Source organism: Pseudomonas sp. GW822-FHT03F04, from assembly GCF_058801405.1.
The window spans coordinates 297,578-310,734 of record NZ_JBXANF010000007.1; the positions used below are offsets into that span (position 1 = coordinate 297,578).

General features: G+C 61.8%; 11 protein-coding genes. 7 read left to right on the forward strand and 4 right to left on the reverse strand.

What is annotated here, in order from left to right:
• The 3 genes from AC1RMX_RS18630 (at position 1) to AC1RMX_RS18640 (ending at position 4,087) form a co-directional block, all read left to right on the forward strand.
• Positions 1-567, forward strand: coding sequence for an RNA polymerase sigma factor (locus tag AC1RMX_RS18630; RefSeq protein WP_096819110.1), 567 nt, complete (start codon positions 1-3; stop codon positions 565-567).
• Positions 564-1,553, forward strand: a complete 990-nt coding sequence (locus AC1RMX_RS18635; protein WP_493072697.1) for a FecR family protein — start codon at positions 564-566, stop codon at positions 1,551-1,553. The genes AC1RMX_RS18630 and AC1RMX_RS18635 overlap by 4 nt, the downstream gene beginning before the upstream one ends.
• A 104-nt stretch (positions 1,554-1,657) precedes the next feature.
• Entirely contained in the window at positions 1,658-4,087 is a 2,430-nt protein-coding gene (locus AC1RMX_RS18640) for a TonB-dependent siderophore receptor (RefSeq protein ID WP_493072698.1), read from the forward strand.
• Here AC1RMX_RS18640 and AC1RMX_RS18645 read toward each other — a convergent pair whose 3' ends face one another.
• Positions 4,088-4,963, reverse strand: coding sequence for an AraC family transcriptional regulator (locus tag AC1RMX_RS18645; protein ID WP_192559824.1), 876 nt, complete (start codon positions 4,961-4,963; stop codon positions 4,088-4,090).
• 139 nt (positions 4,964-5,102) lie between these two features.
• Between AC1RMX_RS18645 and AC1RMX_RS18650 the strand changes: the two genes are divergently transcribed.
• Positions 5,103-6,005: a DMT family transporter gene (locus AC1RMX_RS18650; protein ID WP_096819118.1), complete on the forward strand. Its 903-nt coding sequence runs from the start codon at positions 5,103-5,105 to the stop codon at positions 6,003-6,005.
• Positions 6,006-6,016: 11 nt separating this feature from the next.
• Here AC1RMX_RS18650 and AC1RMX_RS18655 read toward each other — a convergent pair whose 3' ends face one another.
• From AC1RMX_RS18655 to AC1RMX_RS18665, 3 genes are all read right to left on the reverse strand, one after another.
• Entirely contained in the window at positions 6,017-6,520 is a 504-nt protein-coding gene (locus tag AC1RMX_RS18655; RefSeq protein ID WP_493072699.1) for a DUF2165 family protein, read from the reverse strand.
• Positions 6,521-6,710: 190 nt separating this feature from the next.
• A complete protein-coding gene (locus AC1RMX_RS18660) occupies positions 6,711-7,685 on the reverse strand; it encodes a 2-hydroxyacid dehydrogenase (RefSeq protein WP_096819122.1) in 975 nt (324 codons plus the stop codon).
• 414 nt (positions 7,686-8,099) lie between these two features.
• On the reverse strand, positions 8,100-9,068 hold the full coding sequence (locus AC1RMX_RS18665; RefSeq protein WP_096819124.1) for a LysR family transcriptional regulator: 969 nt from the start codon (positions 9,066-9,068) through the stop codon (positions 8,100-8,102).
• Positions 9,069-9,250: 182 nt separating this feature from the next.
• Between AC1RMX_RS18665 and AC1RMX_RS18670 the strand changes: the two genes are divergently transcribed.
• Genes AC1RMX_RS18670 through AC1RMX_RS18680 form a run of 3 tightly spaced genes read left to right on the forward strand, consistent with a single transcriptional unit; the run spans position 9,251 to position 13,155 of the window.
• Positions 9,251-10,762, forward strand: a complete 1,512-nt coding sequence (locus AC1RMX_RS18670) for an efflux transporter outer membrane subunit (RefSeq protein ID WP_493072700.1) — start codon at positions 9,251-9,253, stop codon at positions 10,760-10,762.
• Between the two features lie 10 nt (positions 10,763-10,772).
• Positions 10,773-12,965 (forward strand): FUSC family protein, encoded by a 2,193-nt coding sequence (locus AC1RMX_RS18675; protein ID WP_493072701.1) that lies wholly within the window; start codon positions 10,773-10,775, stop codon positions 12,963-12,965.
• Positions 12,955-13,155, forward strand: coding sequence for a DUF1656 domain-containing protein (locus AC1RMX_RS18680; RefSeq protein ID WP_003221811.1), 201 nt, complete (start codon positions 12,955-12,957; stop codon positions 13,153-13,155). The genes AC1RMX_RS18675 and AC1RMX_RS18680 overlap by 11 nt, the downstream gene beginning before the upstream one ends.
• Positions 13,156-13,157: the final 2 nt, after the last annotated feature.

Here is a 13,157-nt window from a genome sequence, read left to right on the forward strand (position 1 = left end):
ATGCTGATCGGTCATCCCCCGGAATCCCGCGACGACGAACCGAGCGGCGCGCGCGCGCATTTTCTTCAGGTGTTCCTCTCGCAGCGCCCGCAAATGGAAGCGCTGGTGAACCGTCGCGTCGGTTGCCGGGCGACGGCAGCGGACCTGGTGCAGGATCTGTTCCTGCGATTCTGGCGCCGGCCGTTGGTACAAGTCGAAGAGCTCAGCACCTACCTGTTGCGCTGTGCCGGCAACATCGCCATCGATCATTTGCGCAGCGAAGGCACGCGGGTTCGGGTCAATGAAGGCTGGCAACCGGATGAACCGGACAGCAGCGCCAGCGAGCCGCAAGCCGCACTCGAAGCAGGCAATGATCTGCGCCACGTCGAAGCGGCGTTGCGTGCATTGCCCGAGCGCACGCGGCAGATCTTTTTGCTCAATCGCATCCACGGGCGCAAGTACGCCGAGATCGCCAAAGCCATGGGCCTGTCCCAAAGCGCTGTGGAAAAACATATGATGCGCGCCCTCGAGGCCTGCAAGGCCAGCCTGCGCGAACCCGCGCCACGCCTGCCAGGGAAAGCACCGTGAATCACACCGACCGCGTCACCCCGACGCCCGCTCAGGAGCAGGCGGCTTTTGCCTGGTTGAGCCTGTTGCACGACCGCCCCAGCACCGGTGACCAACTGACCTTCAGCCAATGGCTGCGAGCCGACCCGGCCCACGCCGAGGCTTACGCCCAGGCGCAAGTCATCTGGGAATTGAGCGAAGGGCCGGCCCGCACTCTGGCGGATGAAGAGTCGTTCGCCTTGCAGGGCTATCTGAATGCGATGGACCGGCCGCGCCGTCCGCAGATTCGACGTTGGGCCGGAGCGCTGGCAATGGCGGCCTGTCTGTTGTTGATGATCAGCCTCGGCACCGGTTGGCAGCCGCAGCGCTGGGTCGATGATCTGGGTGCTGATTATGTTTCGGCCCCCGGTGAAATCCGCACCGTGACTTTGGCCGACCAATCCCAGGTCACGCTGGATGCCGACAGCGCCATCGCCGTGGATTTCAGTCATGGCGAGCGGCATGTTCAGGTACGTCGAGGCGCCGGGTTTTTCAGCGTGACCCACACCGGCGAGCCGTTCGTGGTAGAGGCTGAAAAGGGCCAGGCGCGGGTGCTCGGCACGCAGTTCGAAGTGCGCCTGCAACCGCATGGCGCACAAGTCACCGTGTTGTCCGGGCGCGTTGGCGTGACGGCGGGGCGGGATACCGAACAGCAGATTCTCACCGCCGGCCAGCAAGTGGCGTATGGCGAAGGGACCGCGCAAAAACTGCACGCCGTGGACAGCGAAGCGCAACTGGCCTGGCGTCAGGGCTGGCTGACTTACTACAAGTCGACACTGGCGGATGTGGTGCAGGATCTGCGGCGTTATTACCCGGGACGGATCATGTTGCTCAATGATGAACTCGGCGCGCGCAAGGTCAGCGGAAGCTTTCCGAGCAAGGATCCGCAAGCCGTGCTGAATTCGCTGCAGGGGGTTCTGGGATTCGAGCAGCATCAGGTGCTGGGCAAGCTGATTATCCTGCGCTGAAAATATTTTCAAATTTGTGGTGAGGTAAATCCCGACGCCATCCGTGTAGTGACTGAAACTGCGAGTCATTCGCATCCGTTGCGGTTCTACACAGGTCATGAGCAATGAAGTCCAGGGCAAAATCGGGTTCGGTCAAACAGTGGTTCGGTGCCTCGGCGCTGAGTTTTGCGGCGTTGGCGTTGTTGCCGATGAGCGTGGCGCAGGCCGCCGAAAGCAACAGCAGCCAGCCACAGAAACAGTTCAGTTTTTCCCTGGCCGCCAAACCGCTGCCGCAAGCCTTGAGCGACTTCAGTCGCGTGACCGGCCAGAGCGTGGTCTACACCGTTGAAGCGCCGTACGGCCTCGACGCCCCAGCGGTCAACGGGCAGATGAGCGCGGAACAGGCGTTGCAACGTCTGCTCACCGGATCCGGCCTGACCTTCCGCCGCACCGACAGCCATACCCTGGCACTCGAACCGCAACCGACCGCAGGTGCGTTGAACCTCGGTGCGACCAACATCACCTCGGTTATGGATCAACCGATGAGTTACCAGCCACCGGAAACCAGTTCGGTGATGCGTTCCTCGGCCTCGCTCCAGGAAATTCCGCAGACCGTCAACGTGATCCCGGCCCAGGTCATTCGCGATCAGGCACCGCGCAACCTCGATGATGCGCTGGCCAACGTCAGCGGCATCACCCAGGGCAATACTTTAGGCAGCACCCAGGATTCGGTGATGACCCGTGGCTTCGGCGACAACCGCAATGGTTCGATCATGCGCGACGGCATGCCGGTGGTGCAGGGCCGTGGCATGAACGCGACCGTGGATCGCGTCGAAGTGCTCAAGGGCCCGGCCTCGCTGTTGTACGGGATTCAGGACCCGGGCGGCGTGGTCAACATGGTCAGCAAGAAACCCGAACTGACCCAGTACAACGCCCTGACCCTGCGCGGTTCCACCTACGGCGATGGCAAGAACGGCAGCGGCGGCTCGTTCGACAGCACCGGTGCGTTGGGTGATTCCGGACTGGCCTATCGCATGGTGCTCGATCACGAAGACGAAGATTACTGGCGCAATTTCGGTACCCACCGTGAAAGCCTGATCGCGCCGTCGCTGGCCTGGTACGGCGAGCGCACCAAGCTGTTGTTTGCCTATGAGCATCGGGAATTCCTGACGCCGTTCGACCGTGGCACGCTGATCGATCCACGCACCAACCATCCGCTGGACATCTCGCGCAACGAGCGTCTCGACGAGAAATTCAACGACATGGAAGGGCGCTCGGACCTCTATCACTTCGAGGCCGACCACGAACTCAACGACGACTGGAAAGCCCATTTCGGCTACAGCTGGAACCGCGAAACCTACGACGCCAGCCAGGTCCGCGTGACTGCGATCGACACCAAGAAAGGCACCCTGACCCGCAGCATGGACGGCACCCAGGGCGCGATCAGCACTGACCGTTTCACCACCGCCAGCCTCGAAGGCAAGGTCAACGTACTGGGCATGCAGCATGACCTGGTGTTCGGCGTCGATGACGAGTACCGCAAGATCTACCGCGCCGACCTGATCCGTCAGAAAAGCCTGAGCACCTTCAGCTACGTCAATCCGGTCTACGGCCGCGAAGTCGCCGGCACCACCGTCAGCCCGGCGGACAGTGCGCAGACCGATCTGCTGCGCAGTGACTCGGTGTTCCTGCAGGACTCGATTCACCTCAACGACCAGTGGATTCTGGTGGCCGGCGGGCGCTTCCAGGAGTACGACCAGTACGCCGGCAAAGGCGTGCCGTTCAAGGCCAACACCGACAATAACGGCCAGAAGTGGGTGCCGCGTGCAGGCCTGGTGTATCGCTACACCGACGCGTTGTCGTTCTACGGCAGCTACACCGAGTCGTTCAAACCGAACTCGACCATTGCTCCGCTGAGCGGCAGCAGCACCGTGCTCGACGGCAGCATCGCGCCGGAAGAAGCCAAGTCCTGGGAACTGGGCGCACGCCTCGACATTCCGGGGCGTGTCACCGGCAACATCGCTTTGTTCGACATCAAGAAACGCAACGTGCTGGTGGCCAACGCCGAAGGCCCGACCACGATCTACAGCGCCGCCGGTGAAGTGCGTTCCCGTGGCCTGGAAATGGACCTGACCGGCCAGCTCAGTGATCGCTGGAGCATGATCGGCAGCTACGCCTACACCGACGCCGAGGTTACGGAAGATCCCGACTACAAAGGCAACAAGCTGCAAAACGTGGCGAAGAACACCGGCTCGTTGTCGGCGGTCTACGACTTCGGCAGCGTGATCGGCGGCGATCAACTGCGCGTCGGTGCCGGTGCGCGGTATGTCGGTGAGCGAGCGGGTAACGCGGTGAATGATTTCGAGTTGCCGAGCTACACCGTGGCCGATGCGTTCGCCACGTACGACACCAAAGTCGAAGGGCAGAAGGTCAAGTTCCAGCTCAACGTGAAGAACCTGTTCGACCGCACCTACTACACCTCGGCGGCCAGCCGGTTCTTCGTGTCGATGGGCGATTCGCGGCAGATTTCGTTGTCGAGCACGCTGGAGTTCTGATCAGCGCAAAAACGCCTGGCGATACTCGCCGGGCGTTCCACCCAGCACCTGGCGAAAGCGGTTGGTGAAGTGGCTGGCACTGGCAAATCCACACGCCAGGGCAATCTCCCCCAACGGCAAAACCGTCCCTCGCAACAACTCCCGCGCCCGGCTCAAACGCCGCGCAAGCACATACTGATGCGGTGGCAAGCCGAAGCTCACCCGGAACATCCGCGCAAAGTGGTATTCCGACAACGCACACAACCCGGCCAGTTGCCCGAGGCTGATCGGCTCGGCCAATTGACTGTCGATGAACTCCACCAGTTGCCGGCGCTGGTGCGGCGCCAACCCACCTTTCAGACGCAAACCCTGACGCACGCCGACCTGGCTCAACAGGGTATGGCTGATCAATTCGTGGGCCAGGCTGCTGGTCAGCAAGCGCTCGGCAGGCTCGTCCCAATTCAAGGTGAGTAACTGGCGAAACCGTCGGGCCTGTTGCGGATCTTCGAGAAAAGTCTGTTCGCGCAACTGCATTTCCCGGGGCTCGCGATCCAGCAGGGTGACGCAACCCAGGGCAAATTGTTCGGCGCTGAAATACAGGTGGGCCAGACGAATATCGCCATTGATCACCCAACCCGATTCGTGGTCGGCCGGCAGGATGCACAGCTTGTCCGGGCCGCCCTTGTGGCCGGGTTCGCCACGGCGAAAAGTGCCGGTGCCGCCGGCGATGTAGCAGGAGAGGGTGTGATGGCTAGGCGCTTCGTATTCCTGGGCGTCGTGGTGGTTGGTCCACAAGGCAGCGGACAGGCCGTCACCCAACTCGGCGCTGTGCACAAGGCGTGCATTGGGCGAATTGTTGAGGGCTTGGAAGACTTGCAGGGTATCGATGGCGGCCATGATCGGTTCTCTTCAACGCCTTGCATCCTACTCCGTAGATTTCGCGCTGCCAGCCTGCGGTCCGACAAAAGCGCAAGTTTATGCAAGCGCGGGCAGAGGGGACGGGCGGACACTGAAACCCAATCGAGGAGTGTCTGCCATGAACCTGTCGTTGTATTTGTTGACCGTGCTGATCTGGGGCACCACCTGGATTGCCCTGAAGTGGCAACTGGGCGTGGTGGCGATTCCGGTGTCGATCGTCTATCGCTTCGGTCTCGCGGCGCTGGTGTTGTTTGCGCTGTTGCTGCTCAGCCGTCGTCTGCAACCGATGAACCGGCGCGGGCATCTGATCTGCGTGGCGCAGGGCTTGTGCCTGTTCTGCGTCAACTTCATGTGTTTCCTGACCGCCAGCCAGTGGATTCCCAGCGGTCTGGTGGCGGTGGTGTTTTCTACCGCAACGTTGTGGAACGCGCTGAATGCGCGGGTGTTCTTCGGCCAGCGCATCGCGCGCAATGTGCTGATGGGCGGGGCGCTGGGGCTGGGCGGTCTGGGCCTGTTGTTCTGGCCGGAGCTGGCCGGGCACCACGCCAGTCCGCAAACGCTGCTCGGCCTTGGCCTGGCACTCTGCGGCACCTTGTGTTTCTCGGCGGGCAACATGTTGTCGAGCCTGCAACAGAAGGCCGGCCTCAAACCTCTGACCACCAACGCGTGGGGCATGGCCTACGGCGCGGCGATGCTGTCGGTGTGGTGCCTGGTCAAAGGCATCCCGTTCGAGATGGAATGGACGTCGCGCTATATCGGTGCGCTGTTGTACCTGGTGATCCCCGGTTCGGTCATCGGTTTCACTGCGTACCTGACCCTGGTCGGTCGCATGGGCCCGGAACGCGCAGCGTATTGCACGGTGCTGTTCCCGGTGGTGGCGTTGAACGTTTCGGCGTTTGCCGAAGGTTATCAATGGACGGCGCCGGCGTTGGCGGGGTTGGTGCTGGTGATGCTGGGCAATGTGCTGGTGTTTCGCAAACCAAAACCCGACATTGCAATGGTCGCCAAACCTGCACATTGAATACTAAATGTTCAACTGTCGACTTTCATGACCAGGAATATAAGTGCCGGTAACAGGAAGTCGACAATACTTTGTGCCCACTTCATGGCATTCCAGTCTTTTGATTGATCCATGTCGAACCATTCATTACCAATGACTTGCAGGCAGAAGTAATAAATGAACAGCGCCACGAGAAACCCCAGCACGGCATATTTCTTGGCTTCATGAAACTGCTCGTCTGACGCGTTTATATTCTTTGCGAGTTGATAACCTCCCAGCAGGCAGGCTGAAGTAAATATGGTCTCCAGTGTCATGATCATCCAGTAGATCCGGTGATGCATCATTTCCGAGTTGATCGAGCGGTACATCAAATGGCTGCCTGTCGTATCCATGCTCAGGATGTGGCCAAGGTACACGTAGTTTGAGTTGTAATCGGTGGCATTGCTGAAAACAATCAGAACACCCAGTATTCCTACCATGAAAACGATTGCGACTTTACTTCTTCTGATAAGTTGTGAAGTTGTAAGGTTTGTCATTTGTTAGCTCTCCATGAATTGTATCTGTCCGTTGGCAGATGGTTCACGGGATTCTATAGAGAGTGGAATGAAGTTGGGTGGGGAGTCGTTTTCAAGTTGTGTAGTTTAAAGGGCTGTGAACAACACCAGGCCCTTTTAAAAACAGGTTGAAACAGGCGGGGCTGGAAAACGATGTTCCAGCCCCGAGTCATCAGTTCTTCCAGACTTGCGGATTCACCAGATCCCGAGGCCGTTCACCGAGCAGGGCGCTGCGCAGATTGGCCAGTGCGCGGTTGGCCATGGCTTCACGGGTTTCATTCGTGGCCGAGCCGATGTGCGGCAGGGTGACCGCGTTTTTCAGCTGGAACAGCGGCGATTCCGCCAGCGGTTCCTTTTCGTAAACGTCGAGGCCGGCGCCGCGAATGCGGTTGTTCTGCAAGGCCTCGATCAGTGCCGGTTCGTCGACCACCGGACCGCGGGAGATATTCACCAGAATCGCGTCCGGCTTCATCAGCGCCAGTTCGCGATGACTGATCAGGTGGCGGGTCTTGTCGCTGAGCGGTACCACCAGGCAAACGAAATCGGCTTCGGCCAGCAGTTGGTCAAGGCTGCGGAACTGCGCGCCGAGCTCCTGCTCCAGTTCGGTCTTGCGGCTGTTGCCGCTGTAGAGGATCGGCATGTTGAAACCGAAACGTCCGCGACGGGCAACGGCGGCGCCGATGTTGCCCATGCCGACGATGCCCAGGGTCTTGCCGTGTACGTCGCAACCGAACAGTGGTGCGCCGACGCTGGCCTGCCACTGGCCGGCCTTGGTCCAGGCGTCCAGTTCGGCGACGCGGCGGGCGCTGCTCATGATCAGGGCGAAGGCCAGGTCAGCGGTGCTTTCGGTCAGGACGTCCGGGGTGTTGGTGAGCATGATCCCGCGTTCGTTGAAGTAGGCGAGGTCGTAGTTGTCGTAGCCGACGGAGACGCTGGAGACCACTTCGAGTTTCGCGGCGTTTTCCAGTTGGGCCTTGCCGAGTTTGCGGCCTACGCCGATCAGACCGTGGGCGTGGGGCAGGGCTTCGTTGAACTGGGCGTTGATGTCACCGTTTTTCGGGTTGGGGACGATGACGTCGAAGTCCTGTTGCAGGCGTTCGATCATGGGTGGGGTGATGCGGCTGAAGGCCAAAACTGTTTTTTTCATTGGCTTGGGCTCGGCTGGGCGGCTGATGTGATTGCCAAGCAAGCTAACATTTTCTGTTTGGGGTTGTCTTGGCGGCCTCTGGGCCGACCAGGTTTTGGGTTGTTTTGTGTGAATATCCGTTTCTGCGGGTGCTGCCGCTGGCGGTTCCGCTCTTACAGCGGCTCACTTTTCCAAACGCCGAAAAGTAAGCAAAAGGCTTGGCCTCGGCGTTCGGCACCTCGCTTTGGCTCGGTGTTCCTTCGTTCCGGGATTCATCCGGGGGCATCGCCTACGGTTTGCTTCGCTGCACCTCCTCTCGATGCATGCGGCTGCGCCGCACGGCGCTGCGCGCCCACCCCCGGATGAATCCCTCCACTCAGCCTGCCGATGGGGCCGGCACGTCAAAAGCGGTACTCGAGCTAACGCTCATTGTGTTTAATTCGCCACCCGCGCCCCCGCCAGACTCCCGCTCATCTCATAAGCGGCCAACTCCGCCTGATGCCCCGCCAATATCTCCGGCAACGACCCACGCAGGTACTCGACCCAAGTCTTGATCTTCGCATCCAGATACTGCCGTGACGGGTAGATCGCATACAGGTTCAGTTCCTGCGAGCGGTAGTTCGGCATTACCCGCACCAGTGAGCCGTTGCGCAAGCCTTCGATCGCGGCATACACCGGCAATACACCGACACCCATCCCACTGGTGATCGCGGTTTTCATCGCGTCGGCGGAGTTCACCAGAAAGGGCGAGCTGTTGATGGTGACCATTTCCTGGCCTTCCGGGCCGTCAAAGGCCCATTTTTCCAGGGGGATCACCGGGCTCACCAGGCGCAGGCAGGCGTGGTTCAGCAGGTCGCTGGGTTTTTGTGCGCAGCCGTTGGCTTTCACGTAGGCCGGGGAGGCGCAGACGATGCTGTAGGTGATGCCCAGGCGTTGCGAGACGAAACCCGAATCCGGCAGTTCGCGGGCGAGGACGATGGACACGTCATAGCCTTCGTCGAGCAGGTCCGGCACGCGGTTGGCCATGGTCAGGTCGAAGGTCACGTCCGGGTGGGTCTTGCGATAGCGGGCGATGGCGTCGATCACGAAGTGCTGGCCGATACCGGTCATGGTGTGCACTTTCAGTTGTCCGGCCGGGCGGGCGTGGGCTTCGCTGGCTTCGGCTTCGGCCTCTTCGACGTAGGCGAGGATCTGCTCGCAGCGCAGCAGGTAGCGTTTACCGGCTTCTGTGAGCGCGATGCGCCGGGTCGTGCGGTTGAGCAGGCGGGTTTGCAGATGGGCCTCAAGGTTGGAGACCGCGCGCGAGACGTTGGCGGTGGTGGTGTCGAGTTGCACGGCGGCGGCGGTGAAGCTGCCCGCTTCGGCCACACAACTGAAGGCGCGCATGTTTTGCAAAGTGTCCATGGGGTGCTCTCAAGGGAGATGGCAAATTGTGACACGAAGTTTCAGGGGCTGAGACCCCCGACCAAGGGATTATCTCGTTAACGGTAACAAAGATTCACAGGAATCCCAGCTTATCGCCGTAAGGGCGCCCCCCTAGAATTGCGCCCACCTCGAAACATCCCCCACCTCAGGAATTCGCAGCAGTGCCGCGTCGCATCAACAGAGCGCTTTTGCCGCTCAGTGTTCTGGCTTTTACGTTAGGTCTCAGCGGCTGCATCGGAACCGGAGGCATTGCCCCGCAAGGCAAGGCACTGGAGGCCAATGAACTGGCCACCGACGACGCCATCGCCCACGCCGCCCGTGACGCAAACTGGCCCACCGCCCAATGGTGGCAAGCCTACGGTGACCCGCAACTCAATCGCTGGATCGACCTGGCCGTGCAAGGCAGCCCGACCCTGGCCATGGCCGCCGCGCGAGTGCGTCAGGCCAGGTCGATGGCCGGCGCTGCCGAAGCCGCCGAGTCGTTGCAGATCAATGGCGAGTCGACCCTCAAGCGTCACAACTGGCCGACCGACCAGTTCTACGGCCCCGGTGAACTGGCCAACAGCACCACCTGGGACAACAACGCCGCGCTGGGTTTCAGTTACGCCCTCGACCTCTGGGGCCGTGAAAGCAACAGCACCGAGCGGGCCGTCGATCTGGCGCACATGAGCGCTGCCGAGGCGCGGCAGGCGCAGCTCGAGTTGCAGAACAACATCGTGCGCGCCTACATCGAGCTCTCGCTGCATTACGCCCAGCGCGACATCGTCGCGGCGACGCTCAAGCAGCAACAGCAGATTCTCGAGCTGGCGCAGAAGCGCCTGAACGGCGGGATCGGCACGCACTTCGAAGTCAGCCAGGCCGAAACGCCGCTGCCGGAAACCCATCGGCAACTGGATGCGCTGGACGAAGAAATCGCCCTGAGCCGCAACCAGATCGCTGCACTGGCCGGCAAAGGCCCAGGCGCCGGCGCGCAATTGCAGCGTCCGACCCTGTCCCTCGGCGCGGCGCTGAAGTTGCCGTCGGCATTGCCCGCCGAATTGCTCGGTCAGCGTCCGGACGTCGTCGCCAGTCGCTGGCAAGTGGCGGCGCAGGCGCGCGGGATCGATGTCGCGCATGCCGGGTTCTACCCCAACGTCGATCTGGTCGGCAGCCTCGGCTACATGGCCACCGGCGGCGGGGCGCTGGAGTTCCTGACCGGCAAGAAGCTCAACTACAACGTCGGGCCGGCGATTTCGCTGCCGATCTTCGACGGCGGGCGACTGCGCGCTGAACTCGGTGAAGCCTCGGCGGGTTATGACATCGCCATCGCGCATTACAACCAGACCCTGGTCAATGCGCTGAAGAACATCTCCGACCAGTTGATCCGCCGCGAGTCGATGGACAAACAGCAGACGTTCGCCGCCGAATCGGTGGCCACGGCGCAGAAGACCTACGACATCGCGATGATTGCCTATCAGCGCGGGCTCACCGATTACCTCAACGTACTCAACGCCCAGACCTTGTTGTTCAAACAGCAACAGGTTCAGCAGCAGGTGCAGGCGGCGCGGTTGAGTGCCCACGCGGAACTGGTGACAGCATTGGGTGGTGGTCTTGGCGCGGGTAAAGACGTACCGACCGCCGAGCAGACCGCCGCACCGAAAACCCCGGCCCTTCTTCAAGCCCTCGACCACTGAGCAAGATTCAATGACTCCCTTGCCCGCACCTTTGCGCTGGCTCTACTCCCTGGAATGGCGCCGGGGTTTCTTCGACTGGGCACGTAGCGACGGCGTGACCTGGGTCTACATCTTCAAGGTGTTGATCGCCGCATTCCTGACTCTGTGGCTGGCGATGCGCCTGGAACTGCCGCAACCGCGCACGGCGATGATCACCGTGTTCATCGTCATGCAGCCGCAGAGCGGTCAGGTGTTCGCCAAGAGTTTCTATCGCTTCCTCGGCACCCTGGCCGGGTCGGCGATGATGGTCACGCTGATTTCACTGTTCGCCCAGAACACCGAACTGTTCCTCGGTTCGCTGGCGATCTGGGTCGGCATCTGCTCGGCCGGCGCCGCCCGTTGCCGCAACTTCCGCGCCTACGGTTTTGTGCTGGCCGGCTACACCGCCGCGATGGTCGGCCTGCCGGCGCTCGCCCATCCCGATGGCGCGTTCATGGCGGCGGTGTGGCGGGTGCTGGAAATCTCGCTGGGGATTCTCTGCTCGACGCTGGTCAGCGCCGCGATCCTGCCGCAAACCGCCAGCGCCGCGATGCGCAACGCCCTGTATCAGCGCTTCGGTGTGTTCGCCCTGTTCGTCACCGATGGCCTGCGCGGGCGCAGCAAACCGGAGTCGTTCGAGGCCAGCAACGTGCGTTTCATCGCCGAAGCGGTGGGGCTGGAAGGGCTGCGCAGCGTGACCGTGTTCGAAGACCCGCACATGCGGCGACGCAACGGTCGGCTCAGTCGCCTGAACAGCGAGTTCATGGGCATCACCACCCGTTTCAACGCCTTGCACCAGTTGCTTGAACGCCTGCGCCGCAACGGCGCCGATCATGTGGAAGCGGCGATCAAACCGGGCCTGCAAGATCTGGCCGAAGTGCTCGACGGCTTCAGCGGCCGCGCCCTGACCAGCCCGGATGCGGCGCGTCTGGTGCCGGCGCTGACGGCGTACAAGGAAGGCTTGCCGGCGCGGGTGCGCAGCCTGCGGGCGATCTTCCAGGAGAGCGAGCCGAGCGACGCCGAGCAACTGGATTTCCACACCGCGTATGAGCTGCTCTATCGCTTCGTCGATGACCTGCACAGTTATGCACAGACCCACGCCTCGCTGGCCGATCACAGCCACGAACGTGAGCGCTGGGACGAGCCGTTTACCCCGCAAACCAGTTGGTGGGCGGCGGCGGCTTCGGGGATTCGTGCCACGTTCATCCTGGTCGTGCTCGGCAGTTACTGGGTCGCCACGGCGTGGCCGAGCGGTGCGACCATGACCCTGATTGCCGCTGCCACCGTGGGCTTGTCGGCGGCGACACCGAACCCGAAACGCATGGCGTTCCAGATGGCGTGCGGCACGTTCCTCGGGGCGTTGATCGGCTTCGTCGAGATGTTTTTCATCTTCCCGTGGATCGACGGTTTTCCGCTGCTGTGCGTGATGCTCGCGCCGGTGATCGTGCTCGGCTCGTTCCTCGCATCGCGGCCGCAATACGCCGGCGTCGGCCTCGGTCTGCTGATCTTTTTCAGCACCGGTTCCGTGCCGGACAACCTGACGATCTACAACCCCTACACCTTCATCAACGACTACATCGCCATGGTCATGGGCATGCTGGTCTGCGCGGCAGCGGGCGCGATCATTCTGCCGCCGAACAGTCGCTGGTTGTGGCGACGCCTGGAGCAGGACCTGCGCGGGCAAGTGGTGTACGCGATCAGCGGCAAACTCAAGGGCCTGGCGTCGAGTTTCGAAAGCCGAACCCGCGACTTGATGCATCAGGCTTACGGTCTGGCGGCCGGTCAGCCACTGGTGCAGAAAAACCTGCTGCGCTGGATGTTCGTGGTGCTGGAAGTCGGCCACGCGATCATCGAGTTGCGCAAGGAGCAGGCGATCCTGCCGGTGCACCCGGCGTATGCCGAATCCCAGCCGTGGCGTCAGGCTATCCGGGTCATGGGGCGTTCGCTGGTGCGGCTGTTCCTGCAGCCGAATTCGAGCAATCTGGAACGCGCATTGGTCGCGGTCGATCATGCGATCAGCCGTGTCGCCGCCACCGATGAGCCGTTCGCGCCGCACTTCGATACCTCGGCGCTGCGTCGGGTGAAAAGCTACCTGCACTTCATCCGCACCTCGCTGCTCGACCCGCAATCGCCACTCGCTGCCTACGCCATCGCCAAGCCCGAAGGACTTGCCCATGCCTCGTGAAATCGCCTTCCACGGCGTGTACATGCCGACCATGACCCTGATGTTTTTTGTCGCCGCAGCACTGGCCTGGGCGCTGGACCGGTTCCTGTCGGGGTTCGATCTTTACCGTTTCTTCTGGCACCCGGCGCTGCTGCGCCTGAGCCTGTTTACCTGTCTGTTCGGCGCGATGGCGCTGACTGTCTACCGTTGAGT